Origin of the sequence: Aeromonas sp. 3P (assembly GCF_051919745.1) — a bacterium.
Lineage (GTDB): Bacteria > Pseudomonadota > Gammaproteobacteria > Enterobacterales > Aeromonadaceae > Aeromonas > Aeromonas veronii.
The window spans coordinates 417,752-442,006 of record NZ_JBQBED010000001.1; the positions used below are offsets into that span (position 1 = coordinate 417,752).

Sequence of the window (24,255 nt, forward strand, 5' to 3'; positions counted from 1 at the left end):
GGGGCGTGAATGCGCCTGCCTCTATTGTGTGATTTATCGTGTGATCAGGAGCAAGCGTGAAGCAGTTTACTTTTCGGCTCTCATTGAATAGCGATGAGGTGATGCTGATGTATCAGGGCCATGCCAGACGGCTGGTGGTGCGCAGCGAACAGGGATTGACCCTGGAACTTGGCATAGAAAAAATACGCCCCTTTGTCGCCATCAATGGTGTGCATGGCTATTTTCGGCTCAAAACCCAGGACGATTACCGCTTTATCAGTCTCGAACGCATAAATTAACAAAAATCGAACAGATTACCGACTGTTTATCTGCTTTGCGTCACTATCTATCCGGTAAACTGGTACAAAGGTAGTGGGAATTTCTGTATTTTTGGTTATTTGCAAAATTTCTCACAGTTTAAGCCGTGATCTGCACCTTGTTTTTAACATCTCGTTAGCACCTTTCCTCGCCTTCCCTTATCCAAGCCATTACACTTCGCAACAACTCTGCACCAGCGGGTAACCAGGGTGGTTGCCTCTGCGTCGGTGGTTAATGTCGTCCGATAAGGAATATAAAAATGGCATTGAAAGACGCCCCTACCTCAGTTCTGCTCGAAAACGTTCTCAGCCTGATCCATCAAAAGTTGCCCAAAAACAGCGCCTCTCTGGTCGAGCGCTTCGTTGCCAAGTTCTACGGCAACATGGCGAGCTCCGATCTGCACGATCGCAATGACAGCGATCTCTACGGTGCGGCCCTGAGCCTGTGGAATGCCCTCAATCAGCGCAGCGGTACCGATCCCTACATCCGGGTCTACAACCCCGAGCTGACCCGCCATGGCTGGCAGTCCCCCCACACTATCGTCGAGGTGATCCTGCAGGATTCCCCCTTCCTGGTGGACTCCATCCGGATGGCGCTCAAGCGTCTCAATATCACCGCCCACATGATGCTGCACCAACCGCTGCACCTCATTCGTGGTGCGGCTGGCAAGATTGACGCCATTCTGGAACTCGACAACACCGACGGGCAGACCTCGGTTGAAACAGCATTCCTTATCGAGATCGATCACCTCACCAGCGAGGAGCAGATGGCCGCGCTGGCTGCCGAGCTCAACTCGGTGGCCGGTGAAGTGGCGCTGGCAGTCGGCGACTGGCAGCCAATGCTGGCCAAGCTCAATGAGATCATCGACGAATTGCCCAAGCGCAAGCACCCGGTCAGCAAGGAGGAGGTGGCCTCCTGCGTTGCTTTCCTCAAATGGGTGGCTGCCCACAACTTTACCCTGATGGGGTATCGCCGTTACGACGTCAAGGCGGTGGAGGGGGATCACGAGATCCTGCCGCAGGCGAGCTCCAGTCTGGGGCTGATGAAGAACTCCATCAAGGAGGTGGGTCAGCGCCTTGGCAACATGCCGGCCAGCGCCCGTCACGCCGCTCTGAGTTCTGACCTGCTGATCCTCACCAAATCCAACAGCAAGTCCCGGGTGCACCGTCCGGCTTATGTGGATTACATCGGCATCAAGCGCTTTGACGAGCATGGCAAGGTGATCGGGGAAGATCGCTTCATCGGCCTCTACGCCTCTTCCATCTACAACACCAGCGCGACCCAGATCCCGCTCATCAGCCATCGTCTCGAACGCATCATGGCTGCCTCCGGTCACGAGAAGGGCTCCCACGCCTACAAGGCGCTGCTGAACGTATTGGAAACCTACCCGCGCGATGAGCTGATCCAGGCCCGTGAAGAGGAGCTGTTGGCCACCGGTCTTGGGGTGCTGGAGATGCAGGAGCGGGACATGCTACGGCTGTTCGTGCGCCGCGATGTCTATGGTCGCTTCTTCTCCTGCATGGTCTATGTCACCAAGGAGCGCTACAACACGGCGCTGCGGATCAAGACCCAGCAAATTTTGCAGAAGTATTTTGGCAGCAATGAAGAGGTGGAGTTCAACGTCTACTTCACCGAAGGCGTGCTGGCGCGGACCCACTACATAGTGCGGGTCAACAACAACAACGTGGATGTGGATGTGAACGAAGTACAGAACAACCTGATTGAAGCGGCCCGCAGTTGGGACGACAGACTCGACTCCGTGCTGCTTTCCCATCATGGCGAGGCCCGTGGTAATGAGCTGCGCCGCCGTTTCAGTACCGCCTTCCCCCGTGCTTACAAGGAAGATGTGCTGCCTGGCTCTGCCGTGGCCGACATCATGGCGCTCGATAACCTGAGCGAAGCCGAGCCGCTGGGCATGCTGTTCTACCGCGCGCAGGAGGAGGAGAATGACCGTCGGGTACGGCTCAAGCTGTTCCATCGCACCGAGCCCATTCACCTTTCCGATGTGCTGCCGATGCTGGAGAACATGGGACTGCGGGTGATCGGCGAAACCCCTTATCAGGTACGCACTCCGGCTGGCGATCTGTTCTGGATCCTCGACTTCTCCATGCTGCTGCATGGCGAGCAGCCCTTTGATCTGGCCCAGAGTCAGCAGCGCTTCCAGCAGGCGTTTGCCGCCATCTGGAACAAGCAGCTGGAAGATGATGGCTTCAACCGGCTGGTATTGGGGGCGGGCCTCACCGGCCGCCAGGTGTCGGTACTGCGCGCCTATGCCAAATACATGCGCCAGACTGGCGTCTCCTTCAGCCAGTCCTATATCGAAGAGACTCTGACCCGCTACCCAGATATTGCCCAACTGCTGTTCACCCTGTTCGAACAGCGCCTGGATCCTGTCGGCAAGCAAGACGCCAAGGTGCCATCGCAAGATGCCAAGGCATCCGCCAAGCTGCACGAGGAGCTTGCCGCCAAGCTGGATCAGGTGGCCAACCTGGACGACGATCGCATCATTCGCCGCTATGTGGAGATGATCGACGCTACCCTGCGCACCAACTACTACCAGCTGGACAAGGCGGGTAACATCAAGCCCTACATCTCCTTCAAACTGGCGCCGTCCAGCATCACCGACATGCCGCTGCCGCTGCCGAAATTCGAGATCTTCGTTTACTCGCCGCGGGTGGAAGGGGTGCATCTGCGCTGGGGCAAGGTTGCCCGTGGCGGCCTGCGCTGGTCTGATCGAAAAGAGGACTTCCGCACCGAAGTACTGGGTCTGGTGAAAGCCCAGCAGGTGAAGAACACCGTCATTGTGCCGGTGGGGGCCAAGGGCGGTTTCTACTGCAAACAGATGCCGGTGGGGGCTGCCCGCGCCGTCATTCAGGAGGAGGGCAAGGCCTGTTATCGCCTGTTTATTCGTGGCCTGCTCGATGTGACTGACAACATCATCGGCGGCGAGGTGATCCCGCCCAAATCCGTGGTGCGCCACGATGAGGATGACTACTACCTGGTGGTCGCCGCCGACAAGGGCACGGCGACCTTCTCCGACATCGCCAACGAAATAAGCCTCGAATACGGTCACTGGCTCGGCGATGCATTCGCCTCCGGCGGCTCGGTCGGTTACGACCACAAGAAGATGGGTATCACCGCCCGCGGTGCCTGGGAGTCGGTCAAACGGCATTTTCGTGAAATTGGCGTCAACTGCCAGACCACCGACTTCACTTGCGTGGGGATTGGGGACATGGCCGGCGACGTGTTCGGCAACGGCATGCTGCTCTCCGAGCACACCCGGCTGGTGGGCGCGTTCAACCACATGCACATCTTCGTTGACCCGACCCCGGATGCGGCCAAGAGCTTTGTCGAACGCCAGCGCCTGTTCGATCTGCCGGGTTCCAGCTGGGATGACTACAACCGCGAGCTGATATCACAAGGGGGCGGCATCTTCTTGCGTTCCGCCAAGTCCATCAAGCTGAGCCCCGAGATGCAGACCCTGCTCGGTACCGACAAGGCCAGCATGGCGCCGAACGAGCTGATCAAGGCGCTGCTTTGCCTCAATGTCGACCTGCTGTGGAACGGCGGTATTGGCACCTATGTGAAGAGTGCCCGTGAGAGCGACGCCGAGGTGGGTGATCGCAGCAACGATGCTCTGCGGGTCAATGGCCGAGATCTGCGTGCCCGTATCGTGGGTGAGGGGGGGAACCTGGGCTTTACCCAGCTCGGCCGAGTGGAGTACGCCAGTCAGGGCGGTCGCATCAACACCGATTTTACCGACAACGTGGGTGGGGTGGATTGCTCCGATAACGAGGTGAACATCAAGATCCTGCTCAACCAATTGGTGGCGGCAGGGGATCTGACCCTCAAGCAACGTAACCAGATGCTCTACGAGATGACCGACGACGTGGCGCAGATCGTGATCACTAACGCCTATCGCCAGTCCCAGTCCATCTCGGTCACCAGCTTCCGCGGCTCTGAACAACTGAAAGAGCAACAGCGCTTTATTCAGGGGCTGGAGCGGGAAGGCAAGCTCGACCGTGCGCTGGAGTTCCTGCCATCCGATGAGGAGCTTTCCGAGCGGATGGCGGCAGGGCAGGGGCTGACCCGCCCCGAACTGGCGGTGCTGGTGGCCTACGGCAAGATGGTGCTGAAAGAGCAGCTCAATTGCCCGGAAGTGACCGACGAGCCCTTCCTCGCCAACATGCTGGTCACCAGCTTCCCGGCCAAAGTACAGCAGCAGTTTGGTGCCCAGCTGGCCGATCACCCGCTACGCGGCGAGATCATCGCTACCCGGGTGGCCAACATGCTGGTTAACGACATGGGGCTCAACTTCGCCAGCCGGATGAAGGACGAGACCGGTGCCTCGGTCGCCGAAGTGGCTTGCTGCTTCGCCATGGCCCGCGAAGTGTTTGGCATGAACCAGCTGTGGCGCGATATCGAAGGGTGCGACAACCTGGTGGATGCCCAGACTCAGCTCGAGCTGATGTTCTACAGCCGCCGCATCGTGCGCCGTGCCACCCGCTGGTTCCTGCGTGCCCGCAATCGCAGCTGGAGTATCAGCGAGAACATCGCCTTCTTCCGTCCGGCGTTCGAGACCTTAGGGAAGCACCTTTACGAGGTGATGGATGAGAGCGAAGTGGCCGAGCATCGTCAGGCTGTTGCCAAGTGGATGGAGAAACAGGTGCCTGAGGCCATTGCCCGTCAGGTCGCCCATATGAGCAGCCTCTTCTCCAGCCTGGATCTGGCGCAGATTGCCGCGGAGCACAAGACCGATATCCTGCGTGCCGCCAACGTTTACTATCGCCTCGGAGCCAAACTGGATCTGCACTGGTTCCTCGACCAGATCAACCATCAGCCGGTCGGCAACCACTGGCAGGCGATGGCGCGAGCCTCCTTCCGCGAAGATCTTGACTGGCAGCAACGCAGTCTCACTTCTGTGGTACTGGAAGGGTGCAAAGATCAGGGAGAATGCGCTACCATACTGGCCGACTGGATTTCGGAGCATGAGCAACTCTTGTCCCGTTGGACCCACATGTTGGCCGACTTCAAGACCACCAGTACCCACGAGTTCGCCAAGTTCTCGGTGGCCTTGCGAGAGTTGAACCTGCTCCAGTTGAATTGTCGGGCACTTTAATTGCCAGATTAAGGCATGACGCCGACATTACACCCAAAGCCCCGGCCAGTTGCCGGGGCTTTCTTTAAGGAGCAAAGATGTTGTACCCCATCGCCAGGCATTTCCTGTTCAAACTCAATCCGGAACAGGCTCACGATCTCTCCATGAAATATTTGCCCCGCCTTCTCGGTACGCCACTCGATTGTTTCTTCCGCCAGAATTTGCCGAAACGCCCCGTCACTGTCATGGGGCTTTCTTTTGCCAATCCGGTGGGATTGGCGGCCGGTCTGGATAAAGATGGTGAGTGCATTGACGCGCTGGGCGCCATGGGATTTGGCTTTATCGAGGTCGGTACCGTCACCCCCAGACCCCAGAGCGGCAATGACAAGCCCCGCCTGTTCCGGGTTATTCCGGCAGAGGGGATCATCAACCGGATGGGATTCAACAACAAGGGGGTGGATCATCTGGTGGCCAAGGTAAAAGAGGCCAAATATCAGGGGGTCATCGGCATTAATATCGGCAAGAACAAAGATACTCCCATCGAACAGGGCAAGGATGATTACCTGATCTGCATGGACAAGGTTTATGATCATGCCGGTTATATTGCCGTCAATATCTCTTCCCCCAACACCCCGGGGTTGCGTTCGCTGCAATATGGCGAGGCGCTGGATGAATTGCTGGCCGCCCTCAAGGTACGTCAGCAAGAGCTGGCCGCTCAATATAAAAAGTATGTGCCGCTGGCGGTTAAAATTGCCCCGGATTTAAGCCTTGAAGAAATAGATCAGGTGGCCGCTTCGCTGGTGCGTAATGGCATTGATGGGGTTATCGCCACCAATACCACCCTCGAGCGCGAGATGATTTATGACATGCCCCATGCCGGTGAAGCGGGTGGCTTGAGCGGTCGTCCGCTGCAACACAAGAGTACCGAGGTGATCCGCCATCTGGCCAAGGCGCTCAATGGTGCTCTGCCAATTATCGGTGTGGGTGGTATTGATAGTGCCATGGCCGCCCGTGAAAAATTGGCTGCCGGTGCCAGTCTGGTACAAATTTATAGCGGCTTTATTTATAAAGGGCCGGGGCTGGTCAAAGAGATTGTGACCAATATTTAAGAAATTGATGGAGGAGCCCTTTATTTGACGTTGCTGATTTCCTGCATATGGAATAAAGTCAATTGGTAATTATCAAGTAAGGGCTCCAACATGTTTATCCAACCGACCGATAGCTGGCAATGGCACTATGATGCCCAGAATGACCGTCTGATGTTGGACCTGTCTGATAACATGTTATTTGCGACCGAGTATAAAGGGCGACAATTGGTGCCCAGCTCATTTGCAACCCAGCCTTTTTGCGTCGATGATGCAGCCCTCTATTATCAGTTGATGGATAAAGCAGCCGAACTTGAGTGGAGTATTCCCCATCAGGTGCAACTGGTGCTTAATGCCATCGCGGTCAGTCGTTTTTATAAACCCCTGATGCCGCAAAGCTGGTTTTTTAGTGAGCAGCATCCGCAAGTGATTCCGCAAAACGGTGATCTGGTCCTGATGAATACACCCCATGGCAACGGCGAATTTATGGTCATTGAGGCAGGGGATCAGGCTAGCGTCTGTTTGAACCTCACAGCCGATCTGGTATTGACCACCAGCAAAACCTTGCCGCGTTTCGGGGTGATCAAGGTGATGAATAACCGGATGAAACCGCGTATTACCGTGACCGAGCAATATCGTCAGGTCAGTTGATATATTTTCATCAATCGTTTTATCTCTGTGATTACACCGCTGCCTGTTTTTACTGTGGTCACCTCAATCGCGCCTCGTTTCTGATACTTCATTGATCCGCGAACATCTTGCCCATTCTCATTGATCTTCATGGTTGTAATTCAGCCTATCTTGAGGCTTGTTACATCCACTTGCACCTTGTGTTCTGACCCACGCAGTATCTTGGTCTTCCGTGCTGTAAGCATGGTGTCTCATTCTTGTTTCGTTCTGCTTGCGTAGTGCCTCCACCTCGCTATCAACACATCACTCACTGCTGCGATTTTCTTCATACGACATTTTATGCTTGAAACGAGAGCTATTCTCACTTACGGTTTGTTATAACATAACAAAATGGAGTTGCCATGAAGCCTCATATTCATCCGGATTATCGTTTGGTGCTGTTCCATGACACGGCGGCAGATGCCTTTTTCCTGGTCGGTTCAACCATCAAGAGTGAGCGCCGCTACACGTGGCAAGACGGGAAGGAGTATCCCTATGTGTCGCTCGATGTTTCCAGCCAGTCGCACTCGTTCTATACCGGCAAGCAGAAGCAGGTATCGAGCGAGGGGAGTGTGGCCCGTTTCAACAAGCGCTTTGGCGCATTTTCAAGCAAGAAGGAGTCCTGAATGCAGGTCGTCTGTTCACTCAAATCCGCACGGGCACGTCATCCCGATTGTAAGTTGGTGCGCCGTCGGGGCAAATTGTTCGTGATTTGCAAAAGCAATCCCCGTTTCAAGGCTCGCATGAAGTGATCCGCTAAATGATGTCTGGCCCCATGATCTCGCTATCGGGTAGTCATGGGGCCTTTTACCTTTTCACCATCTATCAATCTGTTTCCATCCTGCTGTTTGCGCCGACTTTTGCATGCTCCAGCCCGCCTGATGAGGTATAATGCGGCACTATTTTTATGGGTTCCCCGTGAGCGTGATGAAAGAATTTTTTGCAACCTGCCCCAAGGGGCTGGAAAACCTGTTGGCCGACGAGCTGACCAATCTGGGTGCAGAGCAGGTCCGTGAGACCGTGGCTGGCGTCCACTTCAAAGGCGAACTGGCGGTAGGCTACAAGGCCTGTCTCTGGAGCCGTCTGGCTTCCCGCATCGTACTGGTGCTCTCCGAATTCCAGATGAACGACGATCTGGATCTCTATCTGGGCGCCCACACCATCCCCTGGGAAGAGCACTTCTCCGGCACCGCCACCATTGCGGTGGACTTTACCGGTACCAACGCCTCCATTCGCAATACCCAATATGGCGCGTTGAAAATCAAGGATGCCATCGTCGACCGCTTCACCAAGCGCGGTCACGTGCGTCCGGACGTGGACAAAAAGTCGCCGGATATTCGCATCATGGCGCACCTGGGCAAGGGCAAGGCCAATATCACGCTGGACTTGTCAGGCCCGGCACTGCACCAGCGTTTCTATCGTCAGGGAACAGGTGAAGCACCGCTCAAAGAGAACCTGGCCTGCGCCATGATTGCCCGTAGCGGCTGGGCCGGTGAGCCCATGATGGACCCGATGTGCGGTTCCGGTACCTTGCTGATTGAAGCGGCCTTTATTGCCGCCGACATGGCACCGGCGCTGCGCCGCGAGCGCTTCGGTTTCGATCGCTGGCTGCAGCACGATAGCGAGCTGTGGCAAAGCCTGATGATGGAAGCGCAAGTACGTGCCAAACGCGGCATGCAGCGTTGCGAAGTAAAACTGTTTGGTTGTGATGCCGACCAGCGTGTGCTGCTCAAAGCCCGTGATAACGCCAAAGCGGCCGGTGTGGCTCACCTGATTACCTTCAAGCAGGCCGATGTCTCCAAGCTGGAAAACCCGCTGCCGATGCCTGCCCCTGTTGAAGGGGAAGCAGGTCAAGGAGAGGCCCGCCAGGTCGGTATGCTCATTTCCAACCCGCCTTACGGCGAGCGTCTTGGCGAATTCCCGGCGCTGCTGGAAGTGCATCAGGCCCTCGGCGATGCCCTGCGTCGCAGCTTCCAGGGTTGGAAAGTCTCCATTCTGTCCGCATCCCCCGAGCTGCTCAGCTGTCTGCGCCTGCGCGCCGACAAGCAATATCGCCTGTTCAACGGCGCCCTCGAGTGTCAGCTGCGCAATTATCAAATCGCACTGGACTCCGTGGCTTCCCAGAAAGAGGTGGCGCAGGACTTTGCCAACCGTCTGCGCAAGAATCTGAAAACCCTCGAGAAGTGGGCCAACAAAGAGGGCATCGATTGCTATCGCATCTATGATGCCGACTTGCCGGAATACAACGCCGCCATCGACCGCTATCAGGACTATCTGGTGGTGCAAGAGTATGCCGCGCCCAAGGACATTCCCGCCCAGAAGACCCGTCAGCGTCTGCTCGACATGGTTCAGGCCGCCATCAAGGTGACCGGGATGGACGGCGAGAAGGTGATCCTGAAGGTGCGCGAGCGTCAGGAAGGTAAACAGCAATATCAGAAGCTCTCCGAAGAGCAGCACCGGATGGAAGTGCAGGAGTACGGTGCCCGTCTGTGGGTCAACCTCTACGACTATCTGGATACCGGCCTGTTCCTCGACCATCGTCAGACTCGCCGCATGCTGGGTCAGATGGCCAAGGGCAAGCGGTTCCTGAACCTGTTTGCCTACACCGGCAGTGCCACCGTGCACGCAGGTCTTGGCGGTGCCAGCGAGACCACCACGGTGGACATGTCCCACACCTACCTGAACTGGGCGCAGGACAACATGCGTCTCAACTCGCTGGTGGGCCGTCAGCACAAGTTTGTCCAGGCCGATTGCCTGAAGTGGTTGTCTGAAGCCGATGATAAGTACGACCTTATCTTCATCGATCCGCCCACCTTCTCCAACTCCAAGCGGATGGACGAGAGCTTCGACGTACAGCGCGATCACCTGCTGCTGATGCAGCACCTGAAGCGCCTGCTGGCGGCGGACGGCACTCTGGTCTTCTCCAACAACAAGCGTCACTTCAAGATGGATCTGGCCGGTCTCGAGGCCACTGGTCTCAAGGCCCAGAATATCACCCAGAAGACGCGGCCGAAGGATTTCGAGCGCAACCAGCACATCCACAACTGCTGGATCATCACCCATGCGCCGGAGCAAGGCGAGGCGTGATGCTGACCCTGTTTCATACCGACGGTTGCCACCTGTGCGAGCAGGCTTGGGCGCTGGTGGAGGAGGCAGGCCTTGCCGCTACCACCCGTCAGTGCGACATCATGGATGATGAGCTGTGGCTTGCCGCCTATCGGGTGCGCATTCCGGTGCTGCGTGACGAAGCAGGCCGCGAGCTCGGTTGGCCCTTCACACTGGCCGAGCTAAAAAGCTGGGCCGCCCGTCAGGGGTGAGAGTGATTTGACGATAAAACGGGGGCAGACCCAGTCTGCTGCCCGTTTTTTTCATATGAAATAAGGAACACACATGGCTCTTTTAACATTGCACGGCGCATGTCTGTCGTTCAGTGATTTCCCGCTGCTCGACAATGCCGAATTGACCATCGAGCGGGGCGAGCGCCTCTGTCTGGTTGGCCGCAACGGGGCGGGCAAGTCCACCCTGATGAAGGTCATTGCCAGCGAATTGCCGCTGGACGACGGGCGTCTGGTGCTGCAACAAGATTTGAAAGTGACCCGCCTTGAGCAGGATCCGCCTGCTTCCAGCGAGCTGACGGTGTTTGACTATGCCGCCGAAGGGCTGGCGGGGGTAGGGGAGCTGCTCAAGCAGTACCATCACATCTCCATGGAGCTGGCGAGCGATCCGTCAGATGCCAATATTCGCAAGATGAGCGAGTTGCAAGAGCAGCTCGACTATCAGAACGGCTGGCAGTTCGAGACCCGTATCAGCCAGGTGTTGACCCTGCTGGGGCTGGATCCTGACGTGACCCTCGATAGCCTCTCCGGTGGCTGGCTGCGCAAAGTGGCGCTGGCCCGTGCGCTGGCTTGCGATCCCGACTTGTTGCTGCTCGATGAGCCGACCAACCACCTGGATATCGAGGCCATCAACTGGCTGGAAGATTTCCTCAAGGATTTTCGCGGCGCCATCGTCTTTATCTCTCACGATCGGGAGTTTATCCACAAGCTGGCAACCCGGATCATCGATCTCGATCGCGGCGCCATCACCTCTTGGCCGGGTAACTACGACGAGTACCTGCAGGGGAAAGAGGAGTGGCTGCGGGTCGAAGAGCTGAAAAATGCCGAGTTCGACCGCAAGTTGGCGCAGGAAGAGGTGTGGGTGCGTCAGGGTATCAAGGCTCGCCGTACCCGTAACGAAGGCCGGGTGCGCGCCCTTGAGGCAATGCGCATGGAGCGCAGCCAGCGCCGCGAGCTGCAGGGCAAGGCCAAGTTGCAACTGGATGAAGTCAATCGCTCCGGCAAACTGGTGTTCGAGACTGAGGGGCTGGGGCTGGACTTTGGCGATCGCACCCTGTTCAAGGGGCTCGATCTGCAAGTGCTGCGCGGCGACAAGATTGCGCTGGTCGGCCCCAATGGCTGCGGTAAATCGACCCTGATCAAGCTGTTGCTGGGTCAGCTTGAGCCAACCCGTGGCACCGTCAAGGGGGGCACCAATCTGGAGGTGGCCTACTTCGATCAGTACCGCGAGCAGCTTGATCCCGAGCAGACGGTGGTGGACAACGTCGGGGAAGGCAAGCAGGAGGTGATGGTGCGTGGCCGCTCCCGTCATATCCTCGGTTACCTGCAGGACTTCCTGTTCGAGCCCAAGCGGGCCCGTACGCCGGTCAAGGCGCTCTCCGGTGGCGAGAAGAACCGGCTGCTGCTGGCCAAGCTGTTCCTCAAGCCGAGCAACCTGCTGATCCTCGATGAACCGACCAACGATCTGGATGTGGAAACCCTGGAGCTGCTGGAAGAGCTGCTTTCCGACTACCCCGGCACCCTGCTGCTGGTCAGTCACGATCGTCGCTTCATCGACAACACAGTGACCGGCTGCTGGCTGTTTGAAGGGGATGGCCGCATCAGCGATTACGTGGGTGGTTACGCCGACATGATGGCGACCCGCGAACAGCAGAACGCTCAACAACAGGCCAAGAGTGCAACGGTCAAGGCGCCCGAGCCGGTCGTTGCCGCCGCGCCAGAAGCGCCGAAGAAAAGCAAGAAGCTCTCCTACAAGCTGCAGCTTGAACTGGAAGGGTTGCCTGCTCGTCTTGAGCAGCTGGAAGCCGAGCTGGATGCGCTGCAAAGCGAGATCAACCAGCCCGGGTTCTTCTCGCTGCCGGCAGATAAAACCCAGCCGAAACTGGATGCGCTCAATGCCGCTGAAGCCGCGCTGGAGCAGGCATTTGCTCGCTGGGAAGAGCTGGAAGGACTCAAAAATCAGGAGTAAGTTCCCTGTAATTAAAACTTAATCCAGTTCAGTGCCTTGTGTCACATAGCCCAGTTAGGGTGGAAGTTTTTGTTTGACCCAGTGCGCTCGCAGGAGTAAAGATGAAAGCGACCGATGCAGAATTGGTCGCTTTTTTTGTTCCACGAAGAGGGTCGTAGATGATGAAGAGACAGAAGCGGGACCGTCTGGAAAGAGCTCGTGCTCGTGGTTATCAGGCTGGCGTGGTCGGCAAACAGAAAGAAGCGTGTCCGTATCAATGCCTGGATGCCCGAGGGCATTGGCTTGGTGGTTGGCGTGACGCCATGGAAGGGCGGGGCTCAGGCCTCTTCATGAAGTAGCAGCTACTTCATCACTCATTACAAAAGGAAAGGGGCCGTTGTGGCCCCTTTGCGTTAATGCTGTTTCACCACCAATCAGAGAGATCAGAATGCGGTGGTATCTTTGAACAGGCCCACTTTCAGGTCGGTGGCGCTGTAGATCGGACGGCCGTCGACTTCGACCACACCATCAGCAATCCCCATCACCAGCTTGCGGTTGATGACGCGCTTGAAGGTGATCTTGTAGGTTACTTTCTTGGCAGTCGGCAGGATCTGGCCGGTGAATTTCACTTCGCCCACGCCCAGAGCACGACCCTTGCCGGGGCCACCTTTCCAGCCAAGGAAGAAGCCAACCAGCTGCCACATGGCGTCCAGACCGAGACAGCCAGGCATCACAGGATCACCCGGGAAGTGGCAATCGAAGAACCAGAGATCCGGAGTAATGTCGAGCTCAGCCAGGATCTCGCCCTTGCCGTGTTCGCCGCCGTTGTCATTGATCTTGACGATGCGGTCCATCATCAACATGTTGGGGGCAGGCAGCTGACTGTTACCCTCACCAAACAGTTCGCCACGGCTGCAAGCCAGCAGCTCTTCACGGGTAAAAGAGTTCTTGCCCTGTTCGCACAGGGAAAGGCGGGCTTCCATGGTGGTATTGTCTACGGTCACGCGGTATTTCCTTCAAATGGGTCAAAGCCGGGCCAATTTAGCTTACAGTTGTTCGCTAAACAACTCCGATCACTTCATCAGCGGCCAAACAGGCGCCCCAGCAGGGATCGCAGCAGTCCGACTTTGGCAGTGGAGCCGTTCAACTCGTCCAACCGCTCCTGAATACGGCCAAACAGGGTATCGGGCATATCAGGCTCACCGGCGACACAGCCAGTCAGCAACTCGATAGCCTCTTCCACATGATCCACCGGGTGGATGTGGAACTGGCCTGCTTCAACCGCTGTAATCACCTCGTCAGAGAGGTTCAGCTGCTGGATGTTGGTGCCCGGCAAAATGATCCCTTGCTTGCCGGTGATGCCGTGGATTTTGCACACCCGGAAGAAGCCTTCAATCTTCTCGTTAACGCCACCAACGGCCTGCACATTGCCAAACTGATCGACCGCACCGGTCACGGCGAAGTGCTGATAGATAGGCTGGCGGGCGAGGGCAGAGAGCAGGGCACACAAGCCGGTCAGTGAGGCACTGTCGCCATCAATTTCGTGGTAAGACTGCTCGAACACCAGATTCGCCGACAGGGGGAGGGGTTCTCTGCACCAAATTTGTTGGAGAGATAGCCGTGGATAATCATCATCGCCTTGGCGTGGATATGACCGGCCAGCTCCGCTTTGCGCTCGATATCCGCCACATCGCCATCACCAAGGTGTACGGTAGCGGTGAGGCGCACCGGCTCGCCGAAGTCATAAGGGTGACCGGAGACCTGAATGACAGACAGGCCGTTGATCTGCCCAATCTCTTCGCCATCGGTTTGCAGCAGGATCTGGCCGTCGATAACCCCCTGATCGGACTGCTCAACCAGATAGTTGAGGCGGTAATCCTGCTCCTCCAAGGCGCCACGGATATGCTCGTCGGTGACCACATCGGATCCCAGCTCCCGGGCCAGACTGTCAGCCATCCGCATGATGGCAGAGAGTTGCACTTCGGAGAGCGACAACCACTCCTGATGGTCACAGAGGCGGCTGGCATGACGACAAAGGGCGGCGAGGGCGGCTGGCGTGAAGTCCAGCAGGCTCCAGCGCTGGCGCAGCCAGGCCAGGTACTGCAGAAATTCCTGCAGATCCTCTTCAATATTCACCTCTGACACCAGATCCGCGCGCAGGAAGATGCGTTCGGACATATCCCGATCCAGCATCTGGAACTCGGCCACGTCCAGTCGGTCACCGACCAGGATCAGCTTGAGCTTGATAGGGGTTGCTTCAGGCGCGAAGAAGGGGGTCAGGGTTTTCCCTTCCTGATAGGCGTTCCAGTCCAGCTCGCCTTTTTGCATGGCATTTTTCAGTTTGAACCAGAGATGCGGCTGATCCAGCAGCTCATCCAGTTGCAAAATGAGGTAACCGCCGTTGGCTTCGCGCAGCAAGCCAGGCTCCAAAAGATGCTGGTTGGCATAGACAGAGCCTTGCTCTGTCTGGTAATTGATGGAGCCAAACAGGGTATCCCAGTTGAGATCACGGCCATAAATCACCGGCGCTTCCTGCGCTTCGTGGTGGATCAGCAGGTTGATCAGAATGGGGTGCTGGAACTCCAGACCCAATGCCACGTGAGCCGCCAGATCGGAGAGGAAATCATCGATTTTCGGATCATTGTTCTGCTTGCGCATGATGCGGGTCACGATGCGTTCGGCATCGAGATGGTGGCTCAACAGCTTGAGCAGCTCGCCAACCATTTCGCAAAACTCGACGCCGGTGCCCGGTTGCAGGCGCAGCCAGATAGGTTTGTAGGGGTTGTTCAGATTCTCGGTGTAGCAGAGATCAAACAGGTCACCGTCCTTGCCATTGGAGTCGGCAATCAGCGTCTGGCAAACGCCTTCGTAATCTGCGCCGGGGAACCCGTTGAGCAGCATGACCGGACAGTCACCATCAAAACTGGCAAGACGTTTGATGCCGGAAATGGCTCTGGGTTGCAGCGCAGCAAAGGGGATAGGTTCAAGCTCGCTAAGCTTGGGGAACTGTTCAATCGCAAAAGCGGGTTTTAATTGTTCTGATGTTAATTCAGCCACTTAAGACATCCGGTCGAAGATAGGATCAATTGTTGCCATTATACACAGTTCAATAAGTGGTGACAGGAAACAAGATACTTGATTTAACATAATATACATTATGCGCAGTGTTGTCTGGCCCGTGGCTGGGGGTCAGGAACATAGCAACCGCAAGGGCTACAGCCGTGCCTGTGCTTTTTGAGTACCTCGCTAAGATTTCATACCAAGCCTGTTTTAGCTCGGGATCTGTCTCTCTGACGGCGGCAAGGCTTAACATGATTTCTTTAGGGTCTAGACCGATTTCTTCGGCAATCTTTTTTGCAGTCGCATCAGTGAGTTGCGACTTTCCTTTGTTTACTGCTGATATGTATGAGGTGGTAAATCCCAATTCTGCGGCGACTTCCTGAAACTGGCTGTACTTTTTGGCCCTCATGTAGGCTTGAATCAGTGTTTTAGAGTCCATGTTTCTGTCTCCTGAGTAGTTAGACAATCTGCTCATCATACCGATTTTGTCCAAAAACGGCTTGTTTCCTTTCAACTGACCGCATGGTTGAATGCACTCAACCAACTATTTGATTGGACGATCCATGACCTACTTTAGCCAACAAAACCTTGATTCGCCTGCTCTCATAGAGCGCAAGGTCTATTGGCAGGCAGAGCCAACCGGCGATTATTCCGCTTGTGTGGCTGGTCAGGTCGAGATGTTCCGTGATCTGCATGAGCTGCGGGTCTATCTGTCCATGACGTACCCCGATACCGTGTTCGAGCTGGTCGAAGTGACCGAGGACACTTGGCAGGGTTTTTATGATCAGGGAGTCTTTTTTGATGACTGGTCATAACCCCGTTAACGCCATGATGCCGATAAATAGCGTTATCGGCACCAAAACCCTGATCGACTATCTGTCTTTCACTTGGGCACCTGTCGAGTTGATCCAGATGAAAGAGCTTGCCAAGCAAGGTGCGCTCTTGAAGGCTATCCCGCGCTTTGACACCAAGGTAAAGGCCCTGCAAGCGGCCATTTCTGAGCCTCCTGTCGAGGGTCTGCGTTACCTGTGGAAGCGTCCGGTTGGTTTCGCTCCCCTCGCCCACTTTGACAAGGTGACTGACCGTCTGTTTGACAAGGCCGAACGGCTGGGGGTCTCCCCTGCCCCGACTGTCGGTTATGACAAGACCACCGAGCGGTTGAGCCTTCAGGGTGTGCCAAAGTCCCCTGCCCCTGTCGTTACCCTGTCCATGACCGAAATGATGGAGCGGGCGTTGCATTCCAATTACAAGGCCCGCGCTGACATTCGCAAAGAGCTGAAAGCGGTCTGCGCATCCCTGCTCAAGTTCTCCCAGTTCGAAGTGGTCGAGGGTGCCAAGTATTGGGAAGCCTACAACGATTTGATTGACTGCTACGGGGTGCAATTTCTCGATGCCCTGTGCTGCTCTGAGCTTGAGCTGTGGCTTGAAGAGCTTAACACCAAGATCGGGGTGCCTATCCCTGAGCCTCGTTTCACTATGCGCCATCGCCGCTCCGGTCTGCATGGTTACGCCAACTCGGCCGACCTGCTGTGTGATGGCCTCCCCTGTGGCCTGATTGGTTGGGGTGCTGCCAACCACGGTTGCATGGTGAGTTTTTCCGGTGTGGGCTGTGCCGCCCTCGATATGCAGGCGCTTCACTCTGTTATCTCTAACATGCCCTCTGTCCGTATTACTCGGGTGGATTTGGCGCTCGATGACTACACAGGTGAAGTGATCAGTTATCAGGGTGCTATTGATGGCGCTCAGGCGGGTGAGTTTCATCCCGAGCGGGGCCGTGCTCCGGCGTGGATGAAAATTGAATCCGGTGAGTTCGTTATATCCGAGATTGCCAAGGGCATCGTAAAGCGGTTTGGCATGGCACCAACCAAGGGTTGCTCTTTTTATGTGGGCAGCCGGATTAATGGTAAATGCGCTCGGATATATGAGAAGGGCAAACAAATGCAATCGGAAGAGAACCCAAATTGGGTACGCGCCGAAGGCGAGTTACACAATAAAGACCGTATAATCCCGCTCGATGTATTGATCAATCCTGATCCCTATTTTGCTGGGATGTATCCCCAGTTTGCTAAATGGCTGGATGAAGTGAAGCAGTCGGAGTCTGTTCCGGTACGTGTGACCACTTTTAAAAACAAGTTCAAGACCAGTCGGGACAATGCTGTTTTCCATATGTCTCGGATGGCGGGCCGCCTTGTTAATTGGTTAGCAAGTGTTGAAGGGCTTTCCCCTGCAACGATTGTTCACCAATTAACAGCGCATCTTAAAGAAGATGATATTCCGGCGCGGTTAAGAATGCCGCTACCTCCCGAGTTTATATCGGGTGAGCATTGTTTAGTTTGACCTATAAATCAGGTTCTTCAACGAGGTAAATATTATGTCCCTGCTTACTGGTGTTTTGGTAACTCGTGTTACTCATGGTTATGGTGTGTCCCGTAAATCTGGCGCTCCTGTCCCTTATGACTTCGCGCAAGTGGAATATCTGGCTCCTGCAAATAACGTCAACAAGCCCGAGTGCAATATCCACTCATGGGGTTATGAAGTTCGCCAGCTCGCCCTTCGTAATGATGCGGCAACTATCAAAGAAATGGCCGACTGCCCCAAGCTGGTTGCCATTGATCTTGTGCTTGAAGCCGATCCCCAGAATCCGACCCGAAATGTGGTTGTTGGCTTCCAGCCTAACAAAAAGCCGGTATAACCGCCGCGCACCGAGGAGGAGGAGCGAGAGCGCGCAGCGAGCGACGACGAGGGCGCGATAATGCTTTGTCTAGATATTACCTCCGAGGGATATGCTCGATTATCCGAGGGGGATTCCTGCGAATATGTGCTCCTGACTGTTCAGGAGCATAACAAGTTAACGGATATATCGAGCTGGTTTGAGTTCGATAAATCCACCGTAACCGTAACCGTAGCCTTTGGTTTTGGATTAGCCATCTGGGTTGTCGGTTTAAAATTGGGCGCTGTTGCCCGTGTTATTGTTGGTGCAAAACGAGGATAAATAAAAATGGAAAAACTGTCAGGCTTGTTCCGTAACGGTTGTATCGCTGCTGTGGCTTCTGTCTCTGCTATGGGTGTCGCCAATGCTGCTGAGGGTGGTTCTGCTGCCGCTGCTGGCTCTGCACTTGATACCGCGTTGGCAGACGTTAACGCCACTTCTCCCAAGGTGATGCTGGTTGTTGCTGCCGTTGTCGGGGTCGGTATCCTGATCGGCCTTATTCGCAAAGCCTAAGCCATGTCCCTGCTTATCGGGACGCTCTGGTTTTTGTTCTTTGTCGAGGGATGGCGAACATCCTTTTCAATCTAAGGCGGCTTCGGTCGCCTTTTTTTATATTGGGGGCTGTGTGCGCATAGGTTGGCTTTTATTATTCTTTCCATCGTTGGCATTTGCTATTGCGGGCTGTCCTGTTGGTGTGCAATTGGGTAACGTCACGATGGCAACTCCATTGCCAGTTTGTCTTAAATTTGAAGGCTCTCAGCTTGGTGGCTGTTTGGTTGCTTGTAATGGTGTATGTGTAGAGTTGCCGCTGGCAAATACCAAGGGGCCAGTGGAAACTACCGGAACGGCTTGCAGTATTACCGATAATGGTAGTGGTAACGGCGATTCGGATGGCAGTGGTAATACGCCAGGTGAAGGCCCTTCCGGCACTAAACCGATAGATGGCTGGCTTAATTTTGAGCCTGTTATTGGTGATGCCACCGGAACATCTGTTTCGGGTGCTGTTGCCAAGCTGAATAAAAACTTGGGTGTTGCTCTGCGTCAAGTTGTAGAAAGCACTAAGTCAGATACAGCCAATCTTAATTCTATCGCTCATAATGCCGAGTCTTTTTCTCGGGATATGAAAGATGCGCTTTATCATATAAAGCAATCATCTAGCGAATTATCTCATGTTAATGGCAATCTTGGCGGTGTGGCTGCTGCTCTTAGTACCACTAGGGATTATTTACAATCTATAGATGCGAAGTTGAATAATCTTGGCTCTGGTTCTTCTGGTGGTGGTTCAACTGGCGGGGGTGGTTCTTCTTCTGCTGATGTTGCTCAAATGAAAGATATGATGTTCGCTGCTATGGGGATGTGGGAGCAAAACAAGAATAATACCGAGCAAATTTCTAGTGATGTTTCTGCAATGCGTGGGCCTTTGAATTCTGCTGTGTATACCCTTGAGCAGATTAACTCCAATCAGATTTCAGGGCTTGGCAAGATTGCTTCTGAGCTTTCCGAAATAAAAGACTCTATTAAGGGTGGTTCTGTTGGTGGTTCCGGTGATGGTGTTGATTACACTAAAATGCCGGGTTCGTCCTCTAATCCTCTTAATGTTCGTTCTGCTTTCTATCAGTCTCAAAAGTGTCAAGGCGGTGCTAATTGTTTCTTTGATTTGCCCTCCATTAATAAGAAGTTGGAAGAGGCAAATGATTCATTGGCTAATAAATATCAGTCCATATCTGAAGATGTTAAGCAGGTCTTTGCATTTAATCTTACGGGCTCTGCTGATCCAATGGAGTGTTTGGAGCTATTTACACATCAGGGTAAAGAGTACACCGTTTGCCCTCCATCTGGTGATTACTGGAAAACCTTGGCGGCGTTGATGATGTTTATTTTTTACTTCGTGGCTTTGATGATTATCTTTAAGAGGTGATGGCATGGAATGGCTTTCTGATTTCTTTGGTGGTTTTTATAACGACTTATATAACTTGGCCGTTGATTTTGCTGCATGGATTGCTGTCAAAATGGCGGTGCAATGGGTTGAGTTTAAGTTATTTCTCTTGATGTTTACTTGGGATGTGGCAAAGGAGGTTTTGTTGAATGTCCATTTCAGCGAGTTGCTTTCATCTTCTTTTAATTCATTGCCTCCCAGTGTTCGGGGGATATTGCTTTACCTGCATTTCGATAAGGGTCTGGCGATATTGTCTCAGGCATTTGTCACCCGCTTCATGCTCAATATGATGGGGTGGTAAATGTCGATTAAGATCCATCACGGGGCGCCAGGTTCTTACAAATCATCAGGGGCGATCTATACCGATGTGCTGCCCGCTATCAAAGCCGGTCGTCACATTATCACCAACGTGCGGGGCTTCACTGCCGAGCGTTGCAGGGAGGTGCTGGGCAAGGCGGTGCCGGAAGGCTTTGAAGTGACTTACATCGAGACCGAATCACAGGAGGGGCGCGATAAGTTCGCTCGGTTCTATCACTGGGCCCCAAAGGGAGTGTTCTTTCTGGTCGATGAAGTGCAGCGGATCTTTCCGCCCTCATGGCGTCAGAGTGATTTAGACCGTCTGGATTATCCCAACGGGCCAGATGCAGCCAAGGCAGATGGCCGACCGGAAACTATAGACGTTGCATTTGATATGCACCGACATCACAACTGGGATTTTGTATTTACGACTCCGAACATCAAAAAGGTTCACGCTGTTATTCGGGCTGCTGCTGAAACTGCAATTCGCCATACCAATATGGGTTTGTTGGGTATTGGGGGACGTTATAAGACGGTTTTACATCTGGCTGATAATAGCGGGTCGTCCATGTCCGATGTATTGCAAGCCAAGCCATTCAACAAGGTGCCGAAATATGTTTTCAAGCTCTATGACTCAACTACAACAGGTAAAGTCTCGGATACAATCGCGGGCAGCTCGATGTTTCGAGATCCTAAAATACTTTTTTTTCTGGCGCTTATGGGGTTCTGTATCTTCTTTGGTTTCATTAAGCCTGAGTTTCTTGATAAGCCTGTTGAAGCCCCTGCGCCCTCTCCTGCCGCTGTTCCGGCTGCTGGGGAGGTGGGTGATACGTCCGGTTCTGGGGTACGTGCTAGCGGCGCTCCTGCTGCGTCTAGTGGCGGGGTTCTTTCTGTAGGGCCTTTCGCGGGACACAAGCTGATCATCAGTTGTCACCAGCTGATAAAGGATGAACGGGGATCATATCGGGTCGAGTATTGCTTTGCCCTTCGCAAGGGTGACGATGTGCAACCTGTTTACAGTGATGACTGGCCGGATCAACTGGCCAGTGTGGACGCTATGAGCGCCTGCCATGCGGTTGTGAAGTATCAGGGCAAGCCTGTTGACGTTTATTGTGATCCAGATGGTGACGCTCTTCGCCGTAAATACAATGCTGCCCTCTTTGCGGGTGGTGATACCAAAAACAAACCAAGTGATGACCGGACATAAATACCAATGACTGCGCAACGCGGTTATTTATGTTAAATACAGATGCTGGGGCGGTGTAACGGGTGTGGTTTGCCTATGTTGAGCTGTGCGAAACATGATGAACATCAGTTCCGCAGGGCGCTTGCGTCCCGAGGACCTATGCCCCGATGCGTCTGCCTCCCCTTCTGCTGACCAGCGGCGGGCCTTTCCGCTGAAACGCCCCCTTTCCCTGCCAAACCGATCTTTAGTGCCCCAGTCAGAGCGACCAGTCGTAAGGGTTGAGGAAGGAGCGCAGCGAGGACGAAACCCTGTAGGCTATAGGGCGCGGGTGGTGCCTGCATCGTCCTCCTGTCGTAGACAAGCTGCTCTCAAGGTCTTTCGCCGTCTTTGTCTTTGGGATTGCGGGTTTTCCGGTTCGGCTCCCCCCGTGTAGTAATACGGGGGGAATACTACCCCTTCCCTCTACCCCTACCGTCTACCCCCGCCCCTTCCCGTTCTGCCCTTGGTCACTCGATGGTGGGGCCATACGGGCAACCTCTCGGCTTAGGCCCACTCGGGCGAGTGTTTAGAGCAGGGGCGTTCTTACTAAAGCGCGGGGGGCGCAGCCTCCAGCTTTTGCGGCGCTACGCGCCGACATATGTTTTTTCTATCAACCCAACAAAATGGGGGCCTTCGCCCCCAAGAATCACATCACGCCAATTTTTTTCCTCCAATAGAATGCGGCCATCTGTCGTTCCGATCTCTCCACCTGGATGATAGCTAGCGCCTCAATCCTTCGCCTGTCGAACCTCACTCCAGTTGGCGAGATTAGGCAGTCATTCGCCATTCTCCAGCCTTCCCAGTGCTTCCAGATGGTGGGCAACTCCCTACCAGAAGCCATACGCATTAGCCGTTTATAGACAGGCGGGATCTCTTTGCCTTTATCCCAATATGTGACCTGTCTCACAGAAACAAAACAAAGATTGGCCGTCTCTTCAATTGATAAACCGCACTCAAACCAACGAAAAATGAAGTTTTTGGTCAACTCTCGTTTCATCCAACTAAATACCTGATAAACCAGCACAATTGCGTGGATTGGCTTATCGGCGGGTTTCGGATGGGCATTTAACAAAACATGGCATTATGCGCAATGACGAATGCAGGAGGACGAAATGAAGAGAACCGAACAATGGAGCCGCTTTGATGCGGTTGACTGCTTGGCCACTGAGGCCGATATGGTTGCCTATCTGAAGGCAGCCCTTGAAGATGGTGATCCGGCGCTGCTGACTGCGGCATTTGATGATGTGGAGCGTGCTCGTGCCAAACTGCGTGGCCAGCCGAGCTACACACTGAAAGAACTGTTGGCACAGTGTGACCCCAATGCCGCGTCACCAGGTGAAATGGATTGGGGCCCAGATATGGGTTCAGAGAAATTGGAGTCGGATTAGTTGATAGCCGGTGAATTGAGTTTCTTCAGAAAGTCTTCAGAAACTTCACCCTGTTCGTTGGCGTTCTCGAAGACTTGGCTCATCACACTGAGGTCTTCAAGGAAGATTGGCGGCAAAGAACCCATCAATGCGTGCATGAACTGAGGATTATCAGCAAGCTCATCGGATATTGTGGCAATCAGACTTTGCTGGAATGACCTCAGGTTGTTCTCTGACCAGATGATATAAGAAGCAGCGGCGAGAGTTACGATCTCAATGAACTCAAAGGCCAACACATCATCTTCTTGGCCCTCAGCACAGAGCCCTGCGTACATTTCATCTATCAGTGGTTTTACATAGGAAAATGAAGGGTCTGGTTGCGGCAATAACTGAAACACACGAATCTGGTCATCGTTTAATGTGTAATGAGTTGATTGTCGAGATATGGACGCCTGCTTCGCTTTTCTAGCCTGCTTGGCTTTGAGTTTCGAGCGCTGAGCCCGTTTGTCCCTGCTTGCCATATAGTCCTTCATTAAGTAGAAAATGAGATTCGTATGATGCAACAAGCCAAGATAGCAGACAAGGCTAAGGCTAATGCCGATAACCCCATTTATCGGCATCATCGTGAGAGATAACAAGGCTTTATTCAGCCGGTTCTGCGGCACAATTCCTTCACCAATCCAGCGCATGACGATGAACCGTCACGAATGCCAGTCTCAGCCAGCTTAAGAAGATCCTCACCCAAGTCAGCAAGACCTGCCATCCGGTTCCCCTGCTGTTTGGCAATGTAGAGGTCGGCCAACTTGGCCAACTGATCCGCCAAAGCCCCCTCGCCCACAACATCTACTCGCTCAACCAGGAAGTCAGGCGGTGCCTTTTCCTGGTTGAAGTAGTCATCCCAATGATCAGACATACCCCCTCCCCTTAGTCGATATCCTGAAACCACAAATGTCCCATTTTGAGACAAGAGTCCACTATTAAATCAATACGTTGTGCGGAATCCCCCTCACTTATTGAACATTATGTTTGATTTTCACAGTTATAACCCTCGTTATTACAATGAAGATTCTTAGAAATATCTGTCCCCTACTTGAGAGGTCTCTCTCTGGAAATATTGATACTCCTTCTTGTAAAACAGCCATAAAAATGCCGACTATCGCGATAGACTCCCCTCCCCTTAAATCGTCACGGCTTATTCGGCTTGAAGAGTATTCGCCATTTCATTTTG

The 24,255-nt window shown here is 54.2% G+C and carries 23 protein-coding genes and 1 pseudogene; 18 read left to right on the top strand and 6 right to left on the bottom strand.

Annotated features, from left to right (window positions below; translation table 11 throughout):
* Nucleotides 1-56 precede the first annotated feature (56 nt).
* From ACTG19_RS01815 to rmf, 10 genes are all read left to right on the top strand, one after another.
* Nucleotides 57-278, top strand: a complete 222-nt coding sequence (locus ACTG19_RS01815; protein WP_005351919.1) for a DUF2835 family protein — start codon at nt 57-59, stop codon at nt 276-278.
* 278 nt (nt 279-556) lie between these two features.
* A complete protein-coding gene (locus tag ACTG19_RS01820; protein ID WP_439988646.1) occupies nt 557-5,416 on the top strand; it encodes an NAD-glutamate dehydrogenase in 4,860 nt (1,619 codons plus the stop codon).
* Nucleotides 5,417-5,493: 77 nt separating this feature from the next.
* The gene (gene pyrD, locus ACTG19_RS01825; RefSeq protein WP_005336601.1) at nt 5,494-6,504 is read left to right on the top strand and encodes a quinone-dependent dihydroorotate dehydrogenase; all 1,011 of its coding nucleotides are present in this window, start codon (nt 5,494-5,496) and stop codon (nt 6,502-6,504) included.
* A gap of 90 nt (nt 6,505-6,594) precedes the next feature.
* Nucleotides 6,595-7,131: a cell division protein ZapC gene (locus ACTG19_RS01830; protein WP_113739532.1), complete on the top strand. Its 537-nt coding sequence runs from the start codon at nt 6,595-6,597 to the stop codon at nt 7,129-7,131.
* Nucleotides 7,132-7,511: 380 nt separating this feature from the next.
* Complete coding sequence (locus tag ACTG19_RS01835; protein ID WP_005345445.1) at nt 7,512-7,775, top strand: type B 50S ribosomal protein L31; 264 nt, start codon at nt 7,512-7,514, stop codon at nt 7,773-7,775.
* Nucleotides 7,776-7,901: a type B 50S ribosomal protein L36 gene (ykgO, locus tag ACTG19_RS01840; protein ID WP_374995174.1), complete on the top strand. Its 126-nt coding sequence runs from the start codon at nt 7,776-7,778 to the stop codon at nt 7,899-7,901. It begins immediately after the preceding gene.
* Nucleotides 7,902-8,040: 139 nt separating this feature from the next.
* On the top strand, nt 8,041-10,236 hold the full coding sequence (rlmKL, locus tag ACTG19_RS01845) for a bifunctional 23S rRNA (guanine(2069)-N(7))-methyltransferase RlmK/23S rRNA (guanine(2445)-N(2))-methyltransferase RlmL (RefSeq protein WP_439988647.1): 2,196 nt from the start codon (nt 8,041-8,043) through the stop codon (nt 10,234-10,236).
* Nucleotides 10,236-10,466 carry a glutaredoxin family protein gene (locus tag ACTG19_RS01850; protein ID WP_127005603.1) on the top strand — a complete coding sequence of 77 codons (231 nt, stop codon included), beginning with the start codon at nt 10,236-10,238 and terminating at the stop codon, nt 10,464-10,466. Before rlmKL ends, ACTG19_RS01850 begins: the two co-directional genes overlap by 1 nt.
* A 73-nt stretch (nt 10,467-10,539) precedes the next feature.
* Nucleotides 10,540-12,453 (top strand): ATP-binding cassette ATPase Uup, encoded by a 1,914-nt coding sequence (gene uup, locus ACTG19_RS01855; protein WP_179903896.1) that lies wholly within the window; start codon nt 10,540-10,542, stop codon nt 12,451-12,453.
* A 158-nt stretch (nt 12,454-12,611) separates the two neighbouring features.
* Complete coding sequence (gene rmf / locus ACTG19_RS01860; RefSeq protein WP_005315693.1) at nt 12,612-12,791, top strand: ribosome modulation factor; 180 nt, start codon at nt 12,612-12,614, stop codon at nt 12,789-12,791.
* Nucleotides 12,792-12,875: 84 nt separating this feature from the next.
* On the opposite strand, the gene fabA is transcribed toward rmf, so the two are convergent.
* The 3 genes and pseudogenes from fabA to ACTG19_RS01875 all read right to left on the bottom strand — a co-directional run bounded on the left by fabA (nt 12,876) and on the right by ACTG19_RS01875 (nt 15,931).
* Nucleotides 12,876-13,436, bottom strand: a complete 561-nt coding sequence (gene fabA, locus ACTG19_RS01865) for a 3-hydroxyacyl-[acyl-carrier-protein] dehydratase FabA (protein WP_005336586.1) — start codon at nt 13,434-13,436, stop codon at nt 12,876-12,878.
* 77 nt (nt 13,437-13,513) lie between these two features.
* Nucleotides 13,514-15,489 (bottom strand): annotated as a pseudogene (locus ACTG19_RS01870) (Lon protease family protein).
* Between the two features lie 49 nt (nt 15,490-15,538).
* Nucleotides 15,539-15,931 carry a helix-turn-helix domain-containing protein gene (locus tag ACTG19_RS01875; RefSeq protein WP_201905374.1) on the bottom strand — a complete coding sequence of 131 codons (393 nt, stop codon included), beginning with the start codon at nt 15,929-15,931 and terminating at the stop codon, nt 15,539-15,541.
* A gap of 124 nt (nt 15,932-16,055) precedes the next feature.
* On the opposite strand from ACTG19_RS01875, the gene ACTG19_RS01880 reads away from it, so the two are divergent.
* The 7 genes from ACTG19_RS01880 (at nt 16,056) to ACTG19_RS01910 (ending at nt 21,642) form a co-directional block, all read left to right on the top strand.
* On the top strand, nt 16,056-16,307 hold the full coding sequence (locus ACTG19_RS01880) for a hypothetical protein (RefSeq protein WP_113739537.1): 252 nt from the start codon (nt 16,056-16,058) through the stop codon (nt 16,305-16,307).
* A complete protein-coding gene (locus tag ACTG19_RS01885) occupies nt 16,294-17,829 on the top strand; it encodes a replication initiation factor domain-containing protein (RefSeq protein WP_439988648.1) in 1,536 nt (511 codons plus the stop codon). The genes ACTG19_RS01880 and ACTG19_RS01885 overlap by 14 nt, the downstream gene beginning before the upstream one ends.
* Before the next feature lie 34 nt (nt 17,830-17,863).
* Nucleotides 17,864-18,184, top strand: a complete 321-nt coding sequence (locus tag ACTG19_RS01890) for a hypothetical protein (protein WP_023583768.1) — start codon at nt 17,864-17,866, stop codon at nt 18,182-18,184.
* A gap of 306 nt (nt 18,185-18,490) precedes the next feature.
* A complete protein-coding gene (locus tag ACTG19_RS01895) occupies nt 18,491-18,715 on the top strand; it encodes a hypothetical protein (protein WP_042062383.1) in 225 nt (74 codons plus the stop codon).
* A gap of 112 nt (nt 18,716-18,827) precedes the next feature.
* Entirely contained in the window at nt 18,828-20,120 is a 1,293-nt protein-coding gene (locus ACTG19_RS01900) for a hypothetical protein (RefSeq protein WP_439988649.1), read from the top strand.
* Nucleotides 20,121-20,124: 4 nt separating this feature from the next.
* A complete protein-coding gene (locus ACTG19_RS01905; RefSeq protein WP_113739540.1) occupies nt 20,125-20,439 on the top strand; it encodes a DUF2523 domain-containing protein in 315 nt (104 codons plus the stop codon).
* Nucleotides 20,440-21,642: a zonular occludens toxin family protein gene (locus ACTG19_RS01910; protein WP_439988650.1), complete on the top strand. Its 1,203-nt coding sequence runs from the start codon at nt 20,440-20,442 to the stop codon at nt 21,640-21,642.
* A 664-nt stretch (nt 21,643-22,306) separates the two neighbouring features.
* On the opposite strand, the gene ACTG19_RS01915 is transcribed toward ACTG19_RS01910, so the two are convergent.
* Nucleotides 22,307-22,657, bottom strand: coding sequence for a DUF3653 domain-containing protein (locus tag ACTG19_RS01915; protein WP_439988651.1), 351 nt, complete (start codon nt 22,655-22,657; stop codon nt 22,307-22,309).
* A 115-nt stretch (nt 22,658-22,772) separates the two neighbouring features.
* Here ACTG19_RS01915 and ACTG19_RS01920 point away from each other — a divergent pair, with 115 nt between their 5' ends.
* Nucleotides 22,773-23,048, top strand: coding sequence for a hypothetical protein (locus ACTG19_RS01920; protein WP_113739544.1), 276 nt, complete (start codon nt 22,773-22,775; stop codon nt 23,046-23,048).
* On the opposite strand, the gene ACTG19_RS01925 is transcribed toward ACTG19_RS01920, so the two are convergent.
* Together ACTG19_RS01925 and ACTG19_RS01930 are read right to left on the bottom strand one after the other, a co-directional pair.
* Nucleotides 23,045-23,716 carry a hypothetical protein gene (locus ACTG19_RS01925; RefSeq protein WP_162628388.1) on the bottom strand — a complete coding sequence of 224 codons (672 nt, stop codon included), beginning with the start codon at nt 23,714-23,716 and terminating at the stop codon, nt 23,045-23,047. The genes ACTG19_RS01920 and ACTG19_RS01925 overlap by 4 nt on opposite strands.
* Nucleotides 23,674-23,940 (bottom strand): hypothetical protein, encoded by a 267-nt coding sequence (locus ACTG19_RS01930; RefSeq protein WP_111901098.1) that lies wholly within the window; start codon nt 23,938-23,940, stop codon nt 23,674-23,676. The genes ACTG19_RS01925 and ACTG19_RS01930 overlap by 43 nt, the downstream gene beginning before the upstream one ends.
* Nucleotides 23,941-24,255: the final 315 nt, after the last annotated feature.

Bases quoted from the DNA above. Each gene is read 5' to 3' on its own strand.
- ACTG19_RS01820 (WP_439988646.1), top strand. From the start codon at position 557: ATGGCATTGAAAGACGCCCCTACCTCAGTTCTGCTCGAAAACGTTCTC.
- pyrD (WP_005336601.1), top strand. From the start codon at position 5,494: ATGTTGTACCCCATCGCCAGGCATTTCCTGTTCAAACTCAATCCGGAA.
- ACTG19_RS01830 (WP_113739532.1), top strand. From the start codon at position 6,595: ATGTTTATCCAACCGACCGATAGCTGGCAATGGCACTATGATGCCCAG.
- ACTG19_RS01835 (WP_005345445.1), top strand. From the start codon at position 7,512: ATGAAGCCTCATATTCATCCGGATTATCGTTTGGTGCTGTTCCATGAC.
- ykgO (WP_374995174.1), top strand. From the start codon at position 7,776: ATGCAGGTCGTCTGTTCACTCAAATCCGCACGGGCACGTCATCCCGAT.
- rlmKL (WP_439988647.1), top strand. From the start codon at position 8,041: ATGCGGCACTATTTTTATGGGTTCCCCGTGAGCGTGATGAAAGAATTT.
- ACTG19_RS01850 (WP_127005603.1), top strand. From the start codon at position 10,236: ATGCTGACCCTGTTTCATACCGACGGTTGCCACCTGTGCGAGCAGGCT.
- uup (WP_179903896.1), top strand. From the start codon at position 10,540: ATGGCTCTTTTAACATTGCACGGCGCATGTCTGTCGTTCAGTGATTTC.
- rmf (WP_005315693.1), top strand. From the start codon at position 12,612: ATGATGAAGAGACAGAAGCGGGACCGTCTGGAAAGAGCTCGTGCTCGT.
- ACTG19_RS01875 (WP_201905374.1), bottom strand. From the start codon at position 15,931: ATGGACTCTAAAACACTGATTCAAGCCTACATGAGGGCCAAAAAGTAC.
- ACTG19_RS01880 (WP_113739537.1), top strand. From the start codon at position 16,056: ATGACCTACTTTAGCCAACAAAACCTTGATTCGCCTGCTCTCATAGAG.
- ACTG19_RS01885 (WP_439988648.1), top strand. From the start codon at position 16,294: ATGACTGGTCATAACCCCGTTAACGCCATGATGCCGATAAATAGCGTT.
- ACTG19_RS01890 (WP_023583768.1), top strand. From the start codon at position 17,864: ATGTCCCTGCTTACTGGTGTTTTGGTAACTCGTGTTACTCATGGTTAT.
- ACTG19_RS01895 (WP_042062383.1), top strand. From the start codon at position 18,491: ATGGAAAAACTGTCAGGCTTGTTCCGTAACGGTTGTATCGCTGCTGTG.
- ACTG19_RS01905 (WP_113739540.1), top strand. From the start codon at position 20,125: ATGGAATGGCTTTCTGATTTCTTTGGTGGTTTTTATAACGACTTATAT.
- ACTG19_RS01910 (WP_439988650.1), top strand. From the start codon at position 20,440: ATGTCGATTAAGATCCATCACGGGGCGCCAGGTTCTTACAAATCATCA.
- ACTG19_RS01915 (WP_439988651.1), bottom strand. From the start codon at position 22,657: ATGAAACGAGAGTTGACCAAAAACTTCATTTTTCGTTGGTTTGAGTGC.
- ACTG19_RS01920 (WP_113739544.1), top strand. From the start codon at position 22,773: ATGAAGAGAACCGAACAATGGAGCCGCTTTGATGCGGTTGACTGCTTG.
- ACTG19_RS01925 (WP_162628388.1), bottom strand. From the start codon at position 23,716: ATGCGCTGGATTGGTGAAGGAATTGTGCCGCAGAACCGGCTGAATAAA.
- ACTG19_RS01930 (WP_111901098.1), bottom strand. From the start codon at position 23,940: ATGTCTGATCATTGGGATGACTACTTCAACCAGGAAAAGGCACCGCCT.